This is a genomic window from Oscillibacter sp., from assembly GCF_031978065.1.
Lineage (GTDB): Bacteria > Bacillota > Clostridia > Oscillospirales > Oscillospiraceae > Oscillibacter.
The window spans coordinates 19,058-39,865 of sequence record NZ_DALZCH010000013.1 but is presented as its reverse complement, the minus strand read 5'-3'; the positions used below and the strand labels follow the sequence as shown (position 1 = coordinate 39,865).

The 20,808-nt window shown below is 52.7% G+C and carries 19 protein-coding genes, 1 tRNA gene and 2 pseudogenes; 15 read left to right on the top strand and 7 right to left on the bottom strand.

Annotation, left to right across the window (positions count from 1 at the left end; genetic code table 11):
• Nucleotides 1–69: 69 nt before the first annotated feature.
• Both RTK01_RS03600 and RTK01_RS16820 read left to right on the top strand, forming a co-directional pair.
• Nucleotides 70–393, top strand: coding sequence for a hypothetical protein (locus RTK01_RS03600; protein WP_312279664.1), 324 nt, complete (start codon nucleotides 70–72; stop codon nucleotides 391–393).
• 274 nt (nucleotides 394–667) lie between these two features.
• Nucleotides 668–850, top strand: a pseudogene (locus tag RTK01_RS16820) (transposase); the annotation flags it as partial.
• A gap of 231 nt (nucleotides 851–1,081) precedes the next feature.
• Here RTK01_RS16820 and RTK01_RS03590 read toward each other — a convergent pair.
• Nucleotides 1,082–2,587 (bottom strand): aromatic amino acid ammonia-lyase, encoded by a 1,506-nt coding sequence (locus RTK01_RS03590; protein ID WP_312279663.1) that lies wholly within the window; start codon nucleotides 2,585–2,587, stop codon nucleotides 1,082–1,084.
• A 359-nt stretch (nucleotides 2,588–2,946) separates the two neighbouring features.
• Here RTK01_RS03590 and RTK01_RS03585 point away from each other — a divergent pair, with 359 nt between their 5' ends.
• From RTK01_RS03585 to RTK01_RS03540, 9 genes and pseudogenes are all read left to right on the top strand, one after another.
• The gene (locus RTK01_RS03585) at nucleotides 2,947–3,432 is read left to right on the top strand and encodes an aromatic amino acid lyase (protein ID WP_312279662.1); all 486 of its coding nucleotides are present in this window, start codon (nucleotides 2,947–2,949) and stop codon (nucleotides 3,430–3,432) included.
• Nucleotides 3,372–4,485: pseudogene (hutH, locus tag RTK01_RS03575) on the top strand (histidine ammonia-lyase). Before RTK01_RS03585 ends, hutH begins: the two are co-directional and overlap by 61 nt.
• Nucleotides 4,486–4,592: 107 nt before the next feature.
• Nucleotides 4,593–6,182, top strand: a complete 1,590-nt coding sequence (locus RTK01_RS03570; protein WP_312279660.1) for a BCCT family transporter — start codon at nucleotides 4,593–4,595, stop codon at nucleotides 6,180–6,182.
• Between the two features lie 125 nt (nucleotides 6,183–6,307).
• On the top strand, nucleotides 6,308–8,569 hold the full coding sequence (locus tag RTK01_RS03565) for a xanthine dehydrogenase family protein molybdopterin-binding subunit (protein ID WP_312279659.1): 2,262 nt from the start codon (nucleotides 6,308–6,310) through the stop codon (nucleotides 8,567–8,569).
• Nucleotides 8,559–9,038 (top strand): 2Fe-2S iron-sulfur cluster-binding protein, encoded by a 480-nt coding sequence (locus RTK01_RS03560; RefSeq protein WP_312279658.1) that lies wholly within the window; start codon nucleotides 8,559–8,561, stop codon nucleotides 9,036–9,038. Before RTK01_RS03565 ends, RTK01_RS03560 begins: the two co-directional genes overlap by 11 nt.
• Entirely contained in the window at nucleotides 9,031–9,897 is an 867-nt protein-coding gene (locus RTK01_RS03555; protein ID WP_312279657.1) for an FAD binding domain-containing protein, read from the top strand. Before RTK01_RS03560 ends, RTK01_RS03555 begins: the two co-directional genes overlap by 8 nt.
• Nucleotides 9,898–10,123: 226 nt before the next feature.
• A complete protein-coding gene (locus tag RTK01_RS03550; protein WP_312279656.1) occupies nucleotides 10,124–11,119 on the top strand; it encodes a LacI family DNA-binding transcriptional regulator in 996 nt (331 codons plus the stop codon).
• A gap of 172 nt (nucleotides 11,120–11,291) precedes the next feature.
• Nucleotides 11,292–11,684 (top strand): transposase, encoded by a 393-nt coding sequence (locus tag RTK01_RS03545; RefSeq protein ID WP_312279655.1) that lies wholly within the window; start codon nucleotides 11,292–11,294, stop codon nucleotides 11,682–11,684.
• Nucleotides 11,685–12,832: 1,148 nt separating this feature from the next.
• Nucleotides 12,833–13,021: a hypothetical protein gene (locus RTK01_RS03540; RefSeq protein WP_312279654.1), complete on the top strand. Its 189-nt coding sequence runs from the start codon at nucleotides 12,833–12,835 to the stop codon at nucleotides 13,019–13,021.
• An 80-nt stretch (nucleotides 13,022–13,101) separates the two neighbouring features.
• Here the strand turns inward: RTK01_RS03540 and RTK01_RS03535 are convergent, their stop codons facing one another.
• Together RTK01_RS03535 and RTK01_RS03530 are read right to left on the bottom strand one after the other, a co-directional pair.
• Nucleotides 13,102–13,326: a hypothetical protein gene (locus RTK01_RS03535; protein WP_312279653.1), complete on the bottom strand. Its 225-nt coding sequence runs from the start codon at nucleotides 13,324–13,326 to the stop codon at nucleotides 13,102–13,104.
• Between the two features lie 230 nt (nucleotides 13,327–13,556).
• Nucleotides 13,557–13,742, bottom strand: coding sequence for an AbrB/MazE/SpoVT family DNA-binding domain-containing protein (locus tag RTK01_RS03530; RefSeq protein ID WP_312279652.1), 186 nt, complete (start codon nucleotides 13,740–13,742; stop codon nucleotides 13,557–13,559).
• A gap of 463 nt (nucleotides 13,743–14,205) precedes the next feature.
• Between RTK01_RS03530 and RTK01_RS03525 the strand changes: the two genes are divergently transcribed.
• On the top strand, nucleotides 14,206–15,243 hold the full coding sequence (locus RTK01_RS03525) for a hypothetical protein (protein WP_312279651.1): 1,038 nt from the start codon (nucleotides 14,206–14,208) through the stop codon (nucleotides 15,241–15,243).
• On the top strand, nucleotides 15,240–15,677 hold the full coding sequence (locus RTK01_RS03520; protein ID WP_312279650.1) for a DUF6575 domain-containing protein: 438 nt from the start codon (nucleotides 15,240–15,242) through the stop codon (nucleotides 15,675–15,677). Before RTK01_RS03525 ends, RTK01_RS03520 begins: the two co-directional genes overlap by 4 nt.
• A gap of 307 nt (nucleotides 15,678–15,984) precedes the next feature.
• Here the strand turns inward: RTK01_RS03520 and RTK01_RS03515 are convergent, their stop codons facing one another.
• From RTK01_RS03515 to RTK01_RS03500, 4 genes are all read right to left on the bottom strand, one after another.
• Complete coding sequence (locus RTK01_RS03515) at nucleotides 15,985–16,260, bottom strand: type II toxin-antitoxin system RelE/ParE family toxin (RefSeq protein ID WP_397352259.1); 276 nt, start codon at nucleotides 16,258–16,260, stop codon at nucleotides 15,985–15,987.
• A gap of 55 nt (nucleotides 16,261–16,315) precedes the next feature.
• Entirely contained in the window at nucleotides 16,316–16,582 is a 267-nt protein-coding gene (locus RTK01_RS03510) for a type II toxin-antitoxin system Phd/YefM family antitoxin (protein ID WP_312279649.1), read from the bottom strand.
• A gap of 103 nt (nucleotides 16,583–16,685) precedes the next feature.
• Nucleotides 16,686–16,961, bottom strand: a complete 276-nt coding sequence (locus RTK01_RS03505; protein WP_312279648.1) for a hypothetical protein — start codon at nucleotides 16,959–16,961, stop codon at nucleotides 16,686–16,688.
• A 116-nt stretch (nucleotides 16,962–17,077) separates the two neighbouring features.
• Nucleotides 17,078–17,154: transfer RNA gene (locus RTK01_RS03500), tRNA-Val, on the bottom strand.
• 285 nt (nucleotides 17,155–17,439) lie between these two features.
• On the opposite strand from RTK01_RS03500, the gene RTK01_RS03495 reads away from it, so the two are divergent.
• Nucleotides 17,440–18,321 (top strand): GDSL-type esterase/lipase family protein, encoded by an 882-nt coding sequence (locus RTK01_RS03495; RefSeq protein WP_312279647.1) that lies wholly within the window; start codon nucleotides 17,440–17,442, stop codon nucleotides 18,319–18,321.
• 267 nt (nucleotides 18,322–18,588) lie between these two features.
• A complete protein-coding gene (locus RTK01_RS03490; protein WP_312279646.1) occupies nucleotides 18,589–20,787 on the top strand; it encodes an EAL domain-containing protein in 2,199 nt (732 codons plus the stop codon).
• The last annotated feature ends 21 nt before the right edge of the window (nucleotides 20,788–20,808 follow it).

Here is a 20,808-nt window from a genome sequence, read left to right as displayed (position 1 = left end):
TAAAGTTGCGTAGCAAGTTTCTAAAAATCGTTGTGCTTAAAGTTTACCTGATGGGGAAAGTAGTCCGCAATGACACAGTACACAGTACACATTAAAATCCCACCCGTCGAAAAGGGCGTGGACAAAGCGGTTGCATTGTTGTCCGATGATATTTATGAGCGAATTGAAGATGTTGCTTTTCATACAGCCTCATCTGTTGAAGATTTACGTGTTGAAATTTCAATAGACGGGGAATTTTTCACCGACCGCTACGAGAAACAATTTGTCTATGAGAGAGAAGTGTACGCATCCTATTGGCCCAATCTTAGAGACCGTGTTAACTACTGCATGGTGAAGGTAGAGCGCGAATTGGCAAAGAAGCTGACCGCTATCTCACTCTACCTATATCAGTAAACTGATGGAGAACATCGATCGATATACCGTTCCCGTCAGACTGGGATGGAAAAACCCACTCGACTTGCGGGTAAAAGGATTCCCCGGTTTTGTATATCACGTAGCTGCACAAAAAATGAGGGGATGGGGGTATCAGCCGCCACCCTCTCAGCGCGTCTATTTTTTGAAGAACCGTTTTCAGCGGTCAAAATGGGCATTTCTAAAAAAATAGGTGTCTTATCTTAACAGATTATTAAAAGCGTCATGACAGAGAACGCTTACCATCAAATCTCAACAAGCCTTGAAAATCTATGCCAAACGCAAGAAGACCATAGCGCGGGTCTTTGCCGACGCCAAGGAAAAACACGCCATGCGTTATACGCAGTGCAGAGGCCTTACCCAGTTGACAAACTGGGTGAAGATTAAATTTGCTGCCATGAATCTGAAAAAGCTGGCCACTTGGAAGTGGAGGGAACCCCTTTCTTCCTTCTTACTTTACTGCCTCAACAGGAACTACGCAAGGAACCCGGTTTACGCCGCAGCGCAAACCGGGTTCTTCGGCAGGCTGAAGAGAACCTCGCGGCATAACCGCGAGGCTCTCTTCTTTTTCCGCTGCGGCGCGGATTTGAGGCGGGGGAGGATAGAGGGAGGGCGGTAGCTGGGCGCGCCTGTTCCCGGACGTTTGCTGTGCGGCCGCCTTTCTAAGAGCTCAATCCCGAGAAAACAGGTTCAGCAGCGTGCCGTCTGCGATCAGCTCGTGCGCCTTCTGGATCATTTCGGTGATATTGCGGTCCTTGTCGTAAAACGAGATGACTGACCGAACCTTTTCATAAACGGCCCCGGAATATTTGCCGAGATTGCGCCCCTTCCGGTAATCCACCGCCTGGGCGGCGTGGATCAATTCCAACGCAAAGATGTAACGGAGATTGTCGAGAATTTTGTCCAGCTTCTGCACCACGTAGGGCGCATTGGTGGACATATCCTCCATGCCTCCGGCCAGACTAAGCGTATCCATGGAGACAGGATTGCACAGATGCCGGATTTCTGCATCCAAGGAGGTGAAGGTTTTTTGGACGGTGCAGAAACACAGAACATCCGCAGCGGGACTGAGGAACCGGGGCAAATTGGTAAAGGACGGATCGGAGAGCTTGATCAGCCGCAGGCAGCTGGCCTTTGAGACGTGAGAGAGGGCAACGCCCAGACTCTCAAAGCCCAGCACCCAGTTGAGGGGTTCAAAGTTGGCGGAGGGCACAATCGTCTTATCCTCTAGCAGCACGCAGGGATTGTCGTCCGTCGTATTGAGCTGAATCTCCAGACGTTCCCGGGTGTACTGCAGCAGCTCAAGGACTGCTCCGTGGATCTGGGGGACATCCCGGTAGCATAGAGGATCGTGAACAGCCTTCTGTCGATCCGGCTCGTAGATAAAGCTGCCCTCCAGATCCTCTCGGATGCGCGCGGCGACCTTGCGCTGCCCCACGTAGCGGCGCTGCTTGTGGCTGCGGTCATCCAGCGGCGAAACATTGCCGTTGAAGCCCTCCAGGGAAAGAGCGTAGATAGCGTCCGCAACCGTGAAAAAATTCTCAATATCCTTGAGAAGCAACGCACCGTGTCCGGCGCTGACGGCATTGGAGCTGACAATGGCCAGTCCATCCTTCGGACCGAGGGAAAGCGGCTCGAGGCCGGCCAGAGAAAAGGCCTCCTTGGAGGGCATGATCTTTCCGCCGAATTCGACGTTGCCTTCTCCGATAATGGTCAGTCCAATGTGGGAGAGCAGGCCGATATCGGCTTCGCCCACCGATCCGCGCATGGGGATCAGGGGATGGATATGGCGGTTAAGCATCTTCGTGTACATCTCGGGAATTTCGGGGGCAACTCCGCAACAGCCGCTGAGCATCCCGTTGAGCCGGGCGAGCATAATGGCCCGAACCTGCTCCGCAGAGGCCCAGGGAGGTACTCCGATGCTGTGGGAACGAATCAGGTTGCAGTTGTATTGACTGAAAAATTCCTTAAAAACCTTTTTATCCTTGTTCCAGCCAACGCCCACATTGAACCCATAGATGGGAAAGTCCGCATCTACAAGATCAAAAACCAGCTGACGCGCGTCCCGGAGCCTCTTTTCAGCTCCTTCGGAAAGTTTGACCTGAGTGTAATCCTTAGCGACGGAGGCCACTTCCTCAATCGTAAGATTGTCGCCTGTTAAAGTAATTTTCTCCATGTCCTTCCTCCGTTTTTCTAAGCTAATTTAGCTAAATATATCACTGATACATAAAGTGATATACATTATAATTTTTATTAAAGACAGATGCAACTAAATTTAAAAGATTTTTAAAATTCAATTAATTTTTTCCATATCCTCTAAATTTTTACCCGTGAATTGTGCATAATATCAAATATGAGCTTACAATATCCTTCGTTTTGTAAATAGTGTACAAAGATGCGAAAAAATTCTGGTTAATTGTTTAGTTGAATTATTTCTTATTTAATGATAATTTTAAGTAAATATTTTTTAAAATTAAGCATTTTGATACGGCGGAGGGTTTGGCAGAGTTACAATAAGTAAGGGAGGGCTGCAACATGCCGGGAGCAAAGACGATCCGACAGGTGAAGCTGGGAGAGAAGATTGGGCTGCAGGATTTGGTGGCTGCGGCGAGATTCGGGGCAAAAGTTGAATTTTCCGAAAGCTACTGCGATCGGGTTAACCGATCCCGGTATCTGATTGAGCAGGCAATTTCACAAGAGCGGGTCATGTACGGCGTGACAACGGGATTTGGACTGCTCAGCACGAAAACAATTGACCGGGAGCAGGCCAAAACCCTTCAGAAGAACATTATACTGTCTCATTCAGTCTCTGTGGGAGAACCGTTTGATGAGGAACAGGCTCGGGCGACCATGCTGATGATTCTGCAGAACCTCGGGCAGGGATACAGCGGCGTACGTTTGGGGACTTTGGAGACGATCCGCAGCATGCTCAACGGCGGGGTGACGCCCTGGATGCCACGATGCCACGGGACGGCTCCGTGGGATATCTGGCGCCGGAGGCGCACCTGGCCCTGGCCCTGACCGGAGAGGGAACGGCCTGGTTCTCCGGAGAGCTTCTGCCCGGCGGCGAGGCGATGCGCCGCGCGGGGATTGAACCAATCGAGCTGGCGGAGAAGGAGGGACTGGCTCTCATTTCCGGAACCACTTCCGTCACGGCCCTTGCGGCGCTGGCTGCATATGATATGGTCAACGCCGTGAAATGTGCGGACGTGGTGGGAGCGGTTTCTCTGTAGGCGCTCAAGGGAGTTATGCAGGCCTTTGACGAACGGGTAATGTCCGTCAGGCCCCACCCGGAACAGGCTGTGTCCGCGGCCAACGTGAGAAGGCTGCTGGAAGATTCAGAGGTCATCCGCCATTACGCCGGCTTCCGCTTGCAGGATGCGGTGTATTCCACAATTGCACGGCGCGGCTAGAAAGACCATCGACATGGCAGTGGATACGCTGGAGACCGAGATCAACTCCTGCTGCGACAACCCCGTTATCTGGGATAACGGTGACGCGGCGGATGTACTCTCCGCCTGCAACTGTGACTCCGCTTACGCGGGGATTGTCATGGATAGTGCGGCGATCGCCTGCACGATAATCGCAAAGATGTCGGAGCGGCGGAACAATCGCCTGATTGACGAGACGATGTCGGGTTTCCCGTCCTTCCTTGTAAAAAATCCCGGGCTCAATTCCGGACTGATGATTCCGCAGTATACACAGGCCGGACTTCTGGGGGATATGCGGATTTTGTCCACCCCCTCCGTGATTGACAATACACCCACCTGCTGCGGGCAGGAGGATTATGTGGACATGGGCTACAATGCCTGCAAAAAGGCGGGATCGGTAATCAGGAACCTGGAGTACATTCTGGCGATCAAGCTGCTGTCGGGCTATCAGGCCCAGAAGTTTTTGGACCCCGGCCTGCGGCGCAGCCGTGCGACTGCCGGTATCTTTACCGAGATCGGAAAGGCGGTTCAGGATATGGAAAACGATATTCAGCTCTATCCCCATATTGAGTATTTGCGCGAGATGATTCACTCCGGAAAGCTTCTGGACTTGGCACAGCAGGCGGTCGGGAATCTGGGCTGACCGCTGTCACGGATATCCTTCGGGACGCTGATTTTGGCTGAGGGAGGTGCGACAAAGGCCGCTTGAGACTCACACGGTTATCTAGTAAAGAAAGGGAGAATGAGCAATTGAGTAAGGAAGTTAAAACACAAGAGGAAAAAAAGCAGGAATCGTTTCAGGAGACCAAGAAAAACATCCGCTGGGAAGTGTTTATTCCTGGCTTTGTGGTGTTTGCCATTGCGGCATTAGTGGGAATTTTCAACAATGAGGCGCTAACGAAATCTTCCATGGCGTTCTTCAACTGGTCACTGGACTCGTTTGGATGGCTCTATCAGTATGTTGTGATTGGGAGCACCATCCTAGTGGCAATTATCACATTTTCAAAACTGGGCAAGGTCCGTCTGGGCGGAAAGGACGCAAAGCCGAAAATACCGTTCATGACCTGGTTCGCCATGACATTGACCGGCGGTGTGGCCACAGGCATCGTGACCTGGGGCGTCAATGAACCGCTGATTTACTACGGCAATGTGTGGGGCGAGCTCGATCAGCTTGGCATTAAGGCGTTTACTCCGGAAGCCGCGCAATTCGCCATGGGCAGAAGCTTTATGAACTGGACCTTTCTGCCCTACGCGATCTATGCCCTGTGCGGTGTGTTGGTCGCCTATCTCTATTATAACAAAAAGCAAAAGCTCAATGTCACGGCCACTCTGCGGCCTCTGTTTGGCGAGCGGATCACCAAAGGCCCGCTGGCTGCCGTTATCGATACGCTGTCCATGCTGGCGCTGGGCATCGGCATTTGCGGCGGCCTGGCTATGTGCATCACGCTGGTGATGACAGGCTTACGCGGTTACGGTATCTCAGACTCGCTGCCGCTTTTCATCGGCATCGGCATCGTAATTGTATGTTGCTTTACGTTTTCGTCCTATATTGGAATGGACAGGGGGCTTAAGGTGCTGGGCAGTCTCAACGCGTGGTTTTATTATGGACTGCTGATTCTGCTGCTGGTCACGGGGCCGGTGCTGTTCATCATGAGAAACAGCACCGCTGGACTCGCAACTTGGCTTCAAAATTTCTGGATCTGGGGTCTGGATCCCATTGACATTGGTGGCGCGGCTCTGACACGGTCCTGGACGCTGTTTGACTGGGCGTGCTGGATCGCCTACGCCCCCGTCACCGGAATCTTCTTGGCCATGCTCTCCCGCGGACGCACCATCCGCGAATTCATGATTGTCAACTGGATTCTGCCCTCCGTATTTGGTTTTGTCTGGTTTTCAATCTGGGGCAACAGTGCTCTTTACATGCAGATGCAGGGCACCGCAGATCTGGTTGGCGCCTTAAATCAGGGCGGAGCCGTCATGGCCCTCTGGGTCTTTTTGCAGAATCTGCCGTTTGGAATCGGCAAGCTGATCGTACCGTTCAATTTGCTGATTGTTATTATCTCATTTGTCACCGCAGCAGATGCAACGCTGACCAACGTAGGTTCCATGTGCGTCAAAAATGTCCCCATCGGAACCGAGCCTCCCGCAAAGATCAAGATGCTCTGGGGCATCGTGATCGGCGCGGTGGCGATTGTCATGGCCGCGTTCGGAGGAGGGGCACAGGGCGTGGACGGTGTCAAGGCTCTGGCCACAGCGGGCGGCTTTGTGGTTTTGTTCATATTCCTACTGCAAATTTTATCTTCAGTCAAAGTGTTTTTCATGGAAAAGATAGAAGAGTAAGATGGCCTCGCGCAGAGGAGGCTGACAGGCACTGTCAGCCTCCTCCCGCCTCTATTTGATCCATGCCGCCAAGGGGAATTTTGGCTTGGCGGTATTGATCAGATAAAAGATAAGGGAGAAGCACTATGAAAATTATTGGGAACAGTCGGCCGATTCACGATGCAAAGGCAAAAGTGACCGGCTCTGTTCGATATGCGGGGGATTTTGAGCTTCCGGGCACGCTCTATGCGGCTGTTATGTTTAGTCGGATTCCCCATGGATATGTGACGAAAGTAAATGCTGACCGGGCAATGGAGATTGACGGAGTAGTGGATGTGCTGCACTGTTTTAACACCACAGACCGGCCATTTAACCGGTTCAGGACCATGAAGGGACAAAAGACGCTGGAACAGGACCGGATTTTTCAAAGGCATGTCCGGTATGTGGGGGACCGCGTGGGCTGCGTGCTCGCCGAAACGCCGCAGGCCGCAAGGCAAGCGGCCGCCTTGGTAGAGGTTACGTATGATCCGCTGCCTTTTGCAACCACGGTTTCCGAGGCACTGGAGGGGAAGATTGACTGCATTCATCCAGAGGGAGCGGTTTTCGGCGCGGTGGAGCTTGCCTTTGGCAAAGAGCCCGAAATGCGGCCGGACACCGTGGAGACTGTGACGGAAACCTTTCTGCCCCGCCTGACCCATATGACCATGGAGACGCATTGCTGTGTCGCCTCGTGGAACCGCGCTATGGAGCAGTTGACCGTATGGAGTCCCAATCAGTCGGTCTATGGAATCCGCACGGTTCTGGCGGAGCTGTTTGACCTGCCCTACGAAAAGGTGCGGGTAGTCAAGACCACCATGGGCGGCAGCTTTGGTGCAAAGCAGGAGTGGATTCTGGAGCCTGTCACGGCGGCGGCCGCGCTGAGAACGGGGCGGCCCGTAAAGCTGGTCTTTAACCGGGCGGAGTGCATGGTCTCCACGATCTCCCGCGGACCGATTCACGCAAAGTTTGTCACCAGAATCACGCCCCGGGGAAAAATCCAGAGCATGGGGGCGGACGTCATTCTGGACTCGGGCGCTTACGTGGGAAACGCCTGCGATTACATTCAGGCGCTGGCCAGCAAGTTTTTCAGATGCTACAGTTATCCTTACGCATATTATAAGGGAAAAGCGGTGTGCACCAATGCGCCGATGTCCGGCGCCTACAGGGGCTGGAGCGCCCCGGAAATGTACACCATGATGGAGCACAACCTGAACATGGCGGCTCGCCGACTGCGCATGGACCCGCTGGAGCTGCGGCTCCGGAATGTGGCGCTGCCCGGCGAGGTGGACCGGAAGACGGGACGTCCGCTGGGCGAGATCCGGATTCGGGAATGCCTTCTGCTGGGCAGGGAGAAGTCCTTCTGGGAGAAGCGAAAGGAAGAAAACCGCATATTCAACGCCGGTCACACGCGCTTCCGCCGGGGAATCGCGGTGGGCTGTGCCGGGCACGTGAACGGGTATTATCCTAGATTTCCCGACTATGCCGGGGTGTCCATGCGGGTCAGCGAATCCGGCGGCGTACAGGTGTTGGCGACGCTGCATGATCACGGCTGCGGAACAGTGACCGTCATGAAGATGATCGTGTCGGAAGTGCTGGATCTCCCGCTGGAGAAAATTCAAATTTCGGAGGGCGATACGGCGGTCACCCCTCACGATGTGGGATGCTTTGCCAGCCGCACCACCTATGTCATCGGACGCGCGCTCTTTGACTGCGCTGAAAAGCTCCGGAATGAACTTTTGGAAGCCTGCGGCCGCTGGCAGAATACGGACCCGTCGGAGCTGTGGGTGAAAGACGGAGAGATCAGATTCCCCGATGGAAGGGCCGTTTCCTTCGGGGATGTTGCGGTGTGGATGCTTTGGGAGGAGCAAAGAGAGCTTTGGGTAAGCCATCAGAGTCAGTCCCAGAGTAATCCCGGTGTCACGGGCGCCCATTTCGCATGGGTGGAGGTGGACACCTGCACCGGAATGGTAAAGCTGCTGGATTACCTGGCGATACACGACATTGGACAGGCAATTAACCGGGAAATGTGCGTGGCACAGATTCAGGGTGCGGTGGCCATGGGCTGCGGCGCGGCGCTGAGCGAGCATATGGATACCAGCCCCAAAAACGGAAAGGCCACCGCAAGTATGAAGGATTATCACGTCAGAAATACGCCCGATCTTTTAAATGTCCGGGTGGAACTGATCGAAGACGGCGGAACACAGGGACCCTACGGGGCAAAGTCCATCGGGGAGGCTTGCTATGTTCCGGTGGCGGCGGCGGTTGCAGGAGCCGTGAACGATGCGCTGGACAGCGAGCTGTCCAGCTTCCCACTGACGCCGGACGCGATTGTGGATCTGATGATTAAGAGGGAGCAACATGAAGCTTGAATTTACGGTAAATGGAAAAAACGCCAGCTTGGAAGTTCCGCCTGACCGCCGGCTTTTGGATATCCTGCGAGAAGATCTGGGGCTGACCGGAACGAAGGAAGGCTGCGGGGAAGGAGAGTGCGGCGCATGTACCGTGCTGCTGGACCGTCGGGCCGTCCATTCCTGCCTCACCGTTGCCACGCAGCTGTCCGGGAAAGAGGTCGTCACCATTGAGGGCCTGAGCGATTGCAGCGAGATGAGCGATCTGCAGCGCGCGTTTGTGGAGGAGACGGCGGTTCAGTGCGGTTATTGCACCACGGGAATGGTGATGTCGGCAAGGGCGCTGCTCTATGAAAATCCGAACCCCACGGAGGAGGAAATTCGCGTCGCGCTTGCCGGAAACATCTGCCGTTGCTCGGGGTATACGCAGATTATCCGGGCGGTGAAGCGGGCCGCTGCGGAGGAACGCGGGGAGGCAGAGCGTGGTTGAACAGTATTTTGCTCCCGAAACCAGAGAGGAACTCTTTGAGTATCTGGGAAGGATGACGCCGGACAGCAGGTTTATCAGCGGAGGGACGGATCTCATTTTGAAGCTGAACGCTGGAAAGACGTGCCCGGATACTCTGCTTTATCTGGGAGCTCTGCCGGAAGGGAGAGAGATTTCCGAGCAAGACGGAGAAATTCATATCGGCGCGATGGCGGATATGACTGCGATTGCCAGAAATCCCTTGGTGGCCAGGACTTGTACGGCGCTGGCGGACGCCGCAGGGCATGTGGGTTCGGTTCAAATCCGGAACAAGGCCACCGTCGGCGGAAACGTGGCGAATGCGTCTCCGGCAGGGGACCTGACTGTGCCGCTGTGGCTGATGGACGCCAGAGTCCACATTGCGGGCCCGCGGGGTATCCGGACTGCGACCATGGAAGAGACCGTCGTTGGGATTGAAAAAACGTCACTAAACTATGACGAAGCGATTTTATCGTTCTCTTACCCGGTCCCGTCGGCCTCTACCTATACCGCATATCGAAAGCTTGGCAGCAGAAGCGAGGTCACAATCTCCAGAGTCGGGCTGGCCGTTTTGGTCCGAATGCGGGAGGGAGTGGTAGCGAACACGAGAATCATACTGGGCGCCGTCGCTACTACACCCGTGCGGGCGTTTTCGGCGGAGCGCTGTCTGGAAGGGAGTAGGCTGGAACCCGAGGCGGTGGAAGAAGCGGCTTCGGCTCTGTCGGAGTATATTCTGGAGATCAATAAGAGACCCAACCGCTTTTACAAAGCCCACGCATCGAAAGGCGTGCTGCTGGATGTCCTGGATACCATCCGGCAGCGCAGCGGGATAACCCTGCCATAAAAAATATGAACGATGATTGATGTATCTGTAATTGCAGCGCGGCGGCCTCTAATTTGGCTTCCGCGCTGCTTGTTCATTGCTACCGGCACAATCCTCGGCGGTCGGTTTTTTTCGGGGGATAGCGGCATATACAAAGACTTCTCCGGCAATTACAGGATGGGGGCATTGATTTTTTAAATCGAATATAGTACAATAATCCAATATTCTTTTGAAAGGAGAACCGTCTTTGTCAAAAAATGCAGTACGCATGAGCGACATTGCCAAAGAGCTTGGCATCAGCGTTGTTACGGTTTCCAAGGCTCTGTCCAGCAAAGACGGAGTGAGCGAATCCCTCCGTCAGAAAATTGAACAGACTGCCGCTCAAATGGGCTACCGTCCCAAAAATATGGAAAGAGCCAACGAAAAACTCCGAACGGTCGGTATTCTGATCGCGCACTATCTAATCAAGCCGGAGCATTCTTTTTACTGGGCGCTTTATCTGAGCGTTGTGGAATGCCTTAAAGAACACAACTATAATTGTATGTTTGAGCCGGTAGCCACGGAGGAGCAGAAGCCGACGCTGCCTGCGTTTGTTTCCAATGGGACGGTGGAAGGGGTATTTGTGCTGGGAAACATGCCCCGGGACTATCTCCAGCTGCTTGAACAGACGGCGCTTCCGCTGGTGCAGGTTGACACAAATTGTGATGCAAAGGCAGTCTGCGTAATTCCCAATAGTTATTGGGGCATTTCGGAAATGACGGAATATTTGATTGGCAAGGGGCACAGAAAAATCGGCTTTGTGGGCAGTGTGGACGCTAATACCCATATTCAGGACTGCTATTACGGGTATCTGAAGGCACTGGCGTTTAATAAAATCGAGGTGAACAGGGAGTGGATTCTTCCGGACCGGAACGGGGTGGAATTCAAGCGGAACTTTGACCTGCCTGCCGTTATGCCCACTGCCTTTGTCTGCTGCAGCGATCAGGCGGCATACCATTTTGTGCGAGATCTTCAGCAAAAGGGTTATCGGATCCCGACGGATATCTCCGTTACCGGATTCTACGGGTATATTTTCTCGACACTGGTCTCACCTCCGCTGACGACGTATGGAATCGACTTGAAAAATATGGCGGAAAAGGCGGTGGATGCCCAGACTTCCATGATTGAAAACCGGTCGCAAAAACACGGGATGTATGTCGTATGCGGCGAAATCGTGGAGAGGGGTTCCGTAGTGGAGATTTAAGCTCTGGTACTATGACCCTTTCCCATGTCGAGCAATGGATAAGTGTTAAAACCATAAAAAAGCAAGCGGTACAGTATTGAGCTGTACCGCTTGCTTCAGTCTGTCGAAAAAGTTGGGTTTTTACTGGGCTTTTTTATTTGCATCTGGTAAACTGGAGATTGGGTGATGGGAAATGCTGCAACGGGGAAAACTGGACCGCGACGTGATGGAAATGGTGGATACGGAAAGCCTGGTGCCGCAGGATCATCTGCTGCGGAAGATAGTCGCGGGGGTGAACTGGGAGCCGCTGTACGGGATGGTGGAGTCGCTGTACAGCGAGGACAATGGACGCCCCAGTGAGGACCCTGTGATTCTGGTGAAGATGGTTCTGATCCAGCATCTTTACGGCCTGTCTTCGTTACGGCGGACGGCGGATGAAGTCTATTTGAACAATACCTATCGATGGTTTCTGGGGTATATGCTGCAAGAAGAAACGCCCCACTTCTCAACGGCCAGCTATAATTTCGGCATCGGTTCACAGTGGAAACGGTGGGCAGAATCTTCAGATGGATTCTGGATGAAGTAGCTGAAGCTGGGTATCACGTCGGCTGTTCGCGGCTCATCCATGAGCGCGCTGGCCGAGAGGCCCCATCAGCGTTATAACATAACTGTTTGGGGTAAAGCAAAAGGCCCCCCTTTCGGAGAGAACCCTTTACTTCAAACCAAGCTGCACTTTGAAAAAATCCAAAGCGCTTTAACTGATAATAGCTAGTAGCACAGCTATTGTCCACAATTATAAAAAAGTTTCTGTGCGAAAGCGCATTCTTTTTAATTGTGCCAAGAATGCTTTGGCCATAACAGCGAAGAATTTGAACAAGACAATCGACGGGCTGTACCGAGAGGACGGCCAGCACTCCTCACACTGCAAAATTTTCGACGTGCATTTGACAGAATCTTGAAGAACAGCGGGTTTCCTCCTGAATATTGGTATGGATTGCATGCCCTAAGCCCGGCATTGATGCTGAATTTCCTGTTATACAGCGGGATATACTCGCCATTGTCAGAGAATTGGATGAGAACAGCTATATCACAAACGACTTTAATCTTGACTTGTTTTTCAAGAGCGTTCGGCTTGGTATTCTCTATGGTGGCGGCAAGCCGTATGTAAGGGTCAAGCGCCGCACACTGATGATACGGTACGGCTACAAGAGAATATCTCCTTTGTTGTTAGAACATTTTAACCAGTGTGTCTATTTCTACCACTTGCAGCCTTATGTCCGTGACCATATAAAATGTTGCATCAAGGATGTCGGAATAGATGAAATGATTGTGCTTCCGGTGGTGTAGTGCCTTTGAATGTGAAATTTTGCGACAAACAGAATTACAACAAAATTTGGTTATCCATACATCTGAATATTGAAAGCAAAGGGGCTTGAAATACCCTGATTTTGAGAGTAAATTCGGGATTGGCGGCTGGAGTAGAAAAAGAGAATGTCTCTTGAGCTATTTTTGAACGCTTCAGAATGGAAAACTGTTCTTGCCATAAGTACCCTGGGAGTAGCCTTCGGGCAGCGATAAGGTGCCCTGGAGGGAACCTTGAGGAAGACCGATGCCGTGGGTGGATTCGAAGCGTGTAGCTGCAGAAAAAGGGGGTGTGACTGACCCTTGAAAATTCCGCATGGACGCTATAAAATGATTTTGAGCCGATGGGCCGCAGGAAAGGAGCCGCACAGAATGGAAACAATAGAGCTTGAAGTTAACACGGGATTGCTGGAGGAGGTCAGGGAAATTTTTAAGGCCCATAGCCTTACCGCGGAAGAGCTGGCCAAGCAGTTTTTGTGCTGGGTGGCTGCGAATCCGGAGGAAGCCGCAGCGTACTTGAAGGAAGCGATGGCGGAAGAGACCGGCAACGCGAACCTGTGAGTGTCATAGCGCAGACGGATTAACATAACAGCGGCGTCCTCTTCACTTCAAACGAAAGGTGAGAGGACGCCGCTATCTTTTCATTTATAAAGGCCAATGGGTAAGCTAGAAATTAATAAACGCTTGATGTGTCCGTTCAGGTAACCTTTGCAGAGCCGCCCTGTCTCCGAATGCGGCATTATCGCACACGCAAAGGTCGGAACATCCTCGCGGTTCTTAGCCGCCAGCTTGCAAAGCTCTGCGAATTCAGCAGAAGAGATCTCGTTCACCCTATGCTGTGCCTGCTGATCTTTACCCGCTTCCATTGCGTGTCTCTTTTCGGCTGCACCGCTCAGATTTCTCTTGGATATGTTCACGATGATACCACCATTGTGATATTATGTATATATTCAGGCGCTTGTAGATGAAGCGTGTTGCGGGGAAAACTGGTGCTTGAAAAAAGCAATGGATTCCGAAAACGGCAACACAAACCCGTGAGTGTCCCATAACATTATAAGGTCTCTCGCTCTTCCTGAATTCCTTGATTTCGGCCATCTTAAAAAATATCGTCAGAGAAACTCTCAAGCCCATCTATGAAGGGGTTACGCACAGACTCTTTGGAAACCAGAAGAACAGCATCCCCAAGCCACTGTACCGCGACCTCGTCCACATTGCGGCAAAACTTCTCCGGCAGACGCACGGCCTGACTTCCTTCGTTCTCAAAAATCCTTGCTGTTTCCATCGCCATCACTCCCCGATACAGTATACATCACGATGTGTATTTTTTAATGGCCGATTTTTATTATTAAATAAAATGAGATGTTCATTTGCGATTAAGATATTGCAGATGGTAACCTTGTGGACAATTTGTTGAAACTGCAACTAGCTGTTCCGAATTGAGTCGGTACAAAATATTAAAAGGAGCTTGAAAAAAGTGGTTCATGATCATCCTCTCCCGTGCGGTTCCGTTGATGATGAAAAAGCAAGAGGACCGGGCCTTCAGGCTGAACTGCACCCCAATTGTTATTCAGCATAGCATACTATCTAACTTTTGAGGTGTTGCTCATTTCCACGGCGCGGCTTATATGTTTCCTTTATATAGATACAGTTCATCGTGCTGTGAAATTTCTTTCAAATGACGCTTTTCTTTTTACCACAGTTGTATATAATAGAATTAGCTTCCTGAAAGCGAGGTGCAGCGAAATATGGTACGAAAATACAGGATTCAGCTTACCAACGAGCACGGCGAAGTGGAGCGGTACGCCACCGCGACCGCCTTTGCGAGCGCGCATCAGCTCTCCATTCCCAGCGTGACGCTCTGGCTCCGGCAGGGACTCACGGCGAAGGAAATCCTGCTGCGCACAAAAGGCAGGGCGCGCAAGCGCACGGCCCAGAGCGCCGTTTCGTACCAAGGTGTTTCCTACCCATCCCTTTCCGCCGCCGGAACCGCGCTGGGCGTCACGCCGACACAGCTCTACCAGACCCGCAAAAAGCTGAAAAAGAGCAACCCCGACTGCTCCGATTCGGAGGTGCTGGCCTATGTGTGCGCCCGCCGCCAGGGAAAGAAAGAACCGTTCGGCCAGGGGATGTCAAAGCCGTTTGCGTTCCTGGGCGTTCAATATGCCAGCAGGGCGGAGGCATTGAATGCCTATCAACTGCCCCGCGTCAGCGTGGATACCGTCCTGCGGAGAAATCCGGGGTTGACCGACGCGGAGGCTATGCTGCATTGCATCTCTAGCCGGCGGATGCGGGAGAAGCCGGCTTTATCTCTGCGATTGGACGGTTCCTTGCCCAGACCCGTTGACCAAGTTGAAATGCCGGACGCATCCCGCTTCTTTGCGAATCTGGATATCTTACTTGCGCAGCTGAGGAAAATGGGCATTTCTCCTGCCGCCGTTTCCGAAAGCGACGGGCAGACGATTTACCGATTTTACGTGCCGATTGGATTTCGCGGGGAGAGCACCGCTCTGGATATGCTGGTGGAGGAGCGTCAGCTGGAATTCCTGATCTCGAAGCTGTACACAGCGGAGAAACAGGATCTGAAGCAACTATTGGAAGCCGTGAACAAATACAATCAGATTTACTGTGGTGTCACGGTATGGGTAAATCCCGACACGAACACAGTGAGCGCAAAATGCGGCGGCGTCCATGCCAAAAAGCGGCTGGACGTTCCGAATATTTTAAGGCTGCTGCGGACGTTCCTCTCGGTCTGCGATCAGATTGCGGAGGGGACAGTGCCATGAATGCGAATCAAGCGGTTTTTCTGCAAGCGGGCGGAGGACTACCCAAGTTGTATATGGATTTGATTCTGTTTGAGGGCCGTTATCCGATGCTGTTTACCTGCACGGATGACGGCGGGAACCTGTATATTTGCTCTCAATATAACGTGGATGGGGAAAAGCACCAGTGGGTTGTTGAGAAAACAACTTCCGCCAAGGTCATTGCCATGCTCTCAGACAGGCTGACCATCCGGGAGGCTTTCGGGGAACGGGAAGAAAATGTGTTTCGCGTCATCCGATACTCCGGGAATCAAACGCCTTCCGTTCAGGAAATCACCTTTGAGGAAGCCTCCCGCGAAATCTTGCCAACCGCCGGAGCGTACATGGATTCGGATGAGGGGGAATTTGACGAGGAGATTTGGGAGCTGCGGAAGAGAGAGCATACGATCATTTTTTGAAAGAGATACAGGCTTTTTTATAAAATGGGATAAATTGAAACCCAGGCTGTTCAGCTTCCGGCTGACTGTACTCTCAAATATATGTAGCAGAGTATTTTGCAGATAGCTGTTTTTTGAAAGGCTCCTTGTGTTTTAAAGTCCGAGCTGCCTTGCGGCTTGTTATCTGGGAAAATATAAGTCCGGGTCGGTTCAACGGCCCGGAGCTTGATATTTTTCCTTTATTTCTTTTGCACACCCTTAGTTCTACCACGACCGCTTTGGCTTTTTCATGGGCGGCGTTCTTGCGCTCCTGAGTGAGGAGTGTTTTCTATATTCTTATTCCCTGTTTTTCTTCTCGCAGCAGCATTTTGAACAGCGTTGGATAGTTGCTTGCGACCTGTGCAATATGGTAAACAAACATCGTCTCGGCAATCAGCCGGTACACACAGAGATACTTGCCTGCATTCACAAATCGGTATCCGCTGCCGCGCAATTCCTTATCTCTTGGAATATGCCCGGATAAAGGGAACGGTTCCAACCGTGACAGGGTATCCCAAATCAGGTCGGTTATTTTTCGTGCGGAGTTGGGCCCGACAAGACGCAGATGCAGTTCGGCAATTTCCTCCAGTTATTTCTGCGCCGGTTCCAAAATCACAAGATTAGCCACGCTGATAGATCGCCTCCAGCCGCTTCTTGGATTCTTCCAGCGTATAGGTCTGAGTGCCGGATACCCTTGCCTGTTCCGCTGATTCAAGCTTTGCCCGAAGCTTCAGAGTTTCCTCCCTCTGTTCAAATGCTTCGATGCTCATAACAACCAAATCGCCCGCACCGTGCTTGGTGATATAAATGGGCTCCGCCTCTCTGTGTGCTATATCCGAAATTACGCCATAGTCATTTCTGAGCGCAGTAGATGATTTTATAATCATAGAGCACGCCTGCATAAATTATTCTAGCAAAATTATTCGCGGCTTGCAAGAGGTCAGCGAACCCCAAACAATGACTTTGCCAGACTACTCCAACTCGCTTCGATCAATGTGATTCTTCTTTTTTGCACATGGTCTGCTTCAGTTCCCAGACAATTTTTAAGATGGAATCCATCTGCGATGGAGTACAGTCATTGAGAATCTCTGAAAACTCGTTCTCATAAAGGCTTGTTGCCCCTGGCGTATTTGGCCGGAGTAATGAATCAGCGGACACCTGCAGGGCGTCGATCAGACAACGGCGAGTGGACAGAAGCGTCTTGCATTTTATAATTGGCCCCAGTTTTTCTTCGCCAGGGCTTTCCACCGCTGCAATTCGCTGCAATTGGTCTCATTTTTGACCGGAAAAGATCCCAAAAGACCGGTAAACCGGCCCCAAATACTCACTCCGAAAAGCAAATAAAAAAATCCCTTAAAGCCTTGCGGCTCTAAGGGATTCTGTGGTGGACGATACAGGACTCGAACCTGTGACCCCCTGCACGTCAAGCAGGTGCTCTAGCCAGCTGAGCTAATCGTCCGAAGTGAACGAATGAATAATACACGAAAACGACAAGTTTGTCAACAGCTTTTCAAAAATTCAAGCAGCAAAAATAAAAAATGCTGTCTGCGGCTCTAAAAGAACCTTCTCATCGTCCGTCAAAGCAAAGTCTCCCAAACGTAAAGAACTACCTACGGGGCGGCACTGTAACTATTTCGACGAAATTTGTCATTATTTTTAACCGGATTGTCTTCACTTCTTTCTTCTTTGGCGCGTCCTTTTTGTATACAATGGAATACATAAACGGGTTAAAGGAGCGAGCGGCGTGGCGGGAAGACGAAAAGAGCGAGAAAAGAAAAGAATACATAAGGGTGTTTTGCTGGTGTTGCTTTTAACGGTGGGCCTTACAGTGACCACACCGCTGACGCCTACGCTGGACGCCTCGTTGGCCTCCGTGGCGGCGGCGGCCACCCCGGCCGTTCCACAGACGGAGGCGCAAACGCAGCCCAAGGCTTGGGCGGATTTTTTGGACGGGCCCACCCACCCTGCCGCTCTCGGCGGAGAAGCACCCGCTGAAGGGGACGAAGAAACGGACGCTCTGTCGGAATCTGAAGCAGGTGGGGAAAGCATTCCTGTGGAAGAAAGCTATTTTGCAGACGCGGCCTTCGTTGGAGACTCCCGGACCGAGGGCTTTCAGCTATACAGCGGCCTGACGGAAGGTACATATTTTTGTGCGGTGGGCGCCACCGTCCAGACGGTCATGGATAAGGCGACGCAGGAGGCACCTTCGGGGGCCGAGACAATTTTAGACGCGCTCTCCCGAGGAAGCTACGGAAAAATCTATGTGATGCTGGGCATCAACGAGCTGGGCTGGTACCGCACGGAGGAGTTTACCGAACAGTACGCAAAGGTGATTGCCCGCATTCGGGAGGACCACCCCGGGACGACAATTGTAATTGAGTCCCTGCCGCCCGTCAGCGCAAAGCAGGACGCCAAGCGAAGCTATGTAAAGAACGAGCGCATCGTCCTGTTTAACGGGCTTCTTGATGAGCTGGCGGCGGAAGAGGGCTGCACATTTTTGGACGTGGCCTCGGCCGTGATGGATGAAAACGGAACCCTCCCCACGGAACTGACCACTGACGGGGTGCATCTCAACACCGCAGGGTGCAAGAAGTGGCTGGAATATCTGCGGGAACACCCCGTGTAATTCCGGAGGCAAGCGCGAAAACCGCCGCATTTTCGAGAAAAGTAGAAAATGCGGCGGTTTTTGTGTTATTTATTTTAAATTTAAGAAAAAAACGGGCTGAAAATAAGATGAAGCGTTGTAATTTCAATATTATAATTATATAATACAATAACCTATTATTATTTCATCCACCGTGCGCCAAAGCTTCGCCGCCTCTAGCGTCACTGTTTGCGGCGGACTCGGCAAGGGCGGACACGCACGCTGGGAAAGAACGGGGGAAAAAGCGGGATGAATACGCGGCGCAAGATTCTGGTGGTGGACGACAGTATTGCCAACCGCCTGACGCTCTGTAAAATTCTCTCTCGGGAATACGAAACGTTGGAGGCCTCCGACGGGCAGAAGGCGCTGGAGATTCTAAACCGGGAGTCGCTGAGAATTTCTCTGATCTTTCTGGATATCAGGATGCCTGTGATGGACGGCTACGCGTTTTTGAAAAGCGTGCAGACGGACAAGCTTCTATCTGCCATCCCCGTGATTGTTGTAACCCAAAGCGGCGGAGAGGAGGACGAGGTGGAGGCGCTGACCTGCGGTGCCATGGACTTTATTACAAAGCCGTACAAGCCCGGCGTGGTGCTGCACCGGGCCGCCAACATCATCTCCCTGCGAGAGACGGCGGCGCTGGTGAATCAAATGGAGCACGACCGGCTGACCGGACTGCACAGCCAGGCGTTTTTCTATCAGCAGGTGCGTCAAACGTTGCGCCGGAATCCGGACGAGCCCTATGACCTGCTGTGCTCCAACGTGAAGAATTTTAAGTTTATCAACGAGGTGTTCGGTCTTGCGGTGGGAGATCAGATTTTGCGCCTGATTGCCCGGGAACTGCGGGACGGGCTGCCGGGCGAGCACTTTTGCGGACGGTTGCAGGCGGACATTTTCGCGTGTATGATCCGGCGTGGCTCCATAGATTTGGAGGCCGCGCTAAACCGGGCCACGGAGCGCATCCGGGGAGAGTCCGGCGTGAAGAGCTTTTCTATGAAGTGGGGGGTCTATTCCATTACAGATCTGCACATTCCCGTGGAGCAGATGTGCGACCGGGCGCTTTTGGCCTGCAACTCCATTCGGGGGGAATACGGTCGGCTGGTGGCCTTTTACAACGACGAGCTGCGCCAGACGCGGCTGTGGGAAAAAACGCTGGAGGACGGAATGGAAGCCGCTCTGGCCGCCCGTCAGTTTGAGATTTTTTATCAGCCTAAATTCAGCCTGCGCAGTGGCCGCATCTGCGGCGCAGAGGCGCTTGTGCGCTGGAATCACCCCGCTTTGGGTTTTTTGCTGCCGGAAAGCTTTATGCCGCTATTTGAGCGCAACGGTTTTATTACCCGTCTGGATCAGTATATCTGGGAGGAGGTCGCCTCCGCCCTGCGGGAGTGGGAGCTGCGGGGAATGCCGCTGGTGCCCGTCTCCGTCAACGTCTCAAGGGCTGACATCTATAACGCCAATCTGGAGTCTGTGCTGCTGGGAATTCGACAGCGGTACGGCATCAAGCCGTCGCTCCTTCATCTGGAGATTACGGAGACGGCCTATACGGAGGATCGTCGTCAGCTTTGCGACGAGGTGACAAAGCTTCGTAACGCTGGGTTTACCATTGAAATGGACGACTTTGGCAGCGGCTATTCCTCGCTAAATATGCTCAATGAACTGCCGATTGATATTCTGAAGCTGGATATGAAGTTTTTGAAGGAAGATCAGGAGCGGAGCAAGCGCCGCGGAATTCTCAGCTTCGTGGTGAGCCTTGCCCGCTGGCTGGACCTTCAGGTCACTGCCGAGGGCGTGGAAACCGCCGAGCAGGTGGAAAAGCTGCGGAGCATGGGGTGCAACTATGCCCAGGGCTATTATTACGCGCCTCCGCTTCCCCGGAAGGAGTTTGAGCAGTTTCTCGAGGATGTGGATGATTCACAGGAGGAAAATTCCCTGAAAAACGCGGACATTTTGGAAAAGACGCATATTTTGGAGATGGCCGCCTATCAGGACTATCTGACCGGCCTTTTAAACCGGCGGGGGCTGGACGACGCCATGGCGCGGATGGACCAGTCACAGACCAGCGTGTCGGTCTTTGTGTTTGACATGGACAATCTGAAGGACTGCAACGACTCCAAGGGCCACGCGGGGGGCGATGAGATGCTCAGGCGGTTCAGCAGTGTGCTCCGCTCTCATACCCGGGGGGGGGACATTCTCTCCCGCATCGGCGGAGACGAGTTTGTGGCCGTGATGCCCCGGATGCGCTCGGCAGAGGCCGCCATGAAAAAAGGGCAGGAGATATGTCAGGCGTTTCGGGACAGCAGTCCCCATCTGCCGGACGGCTTTTGCCCCTCCTGCTCCGCGGGCATGGCCCTGATGGGGGAGGGAGAATCCTTTAATGCGGCCTTTGCCCGGGCAGATCAGGCGCTTTACCGCGCAAAGCGCAATCAAAAGGGTGTGTGCTTTGCCTGAGCCAGAGGCGGGGGCAGGAAG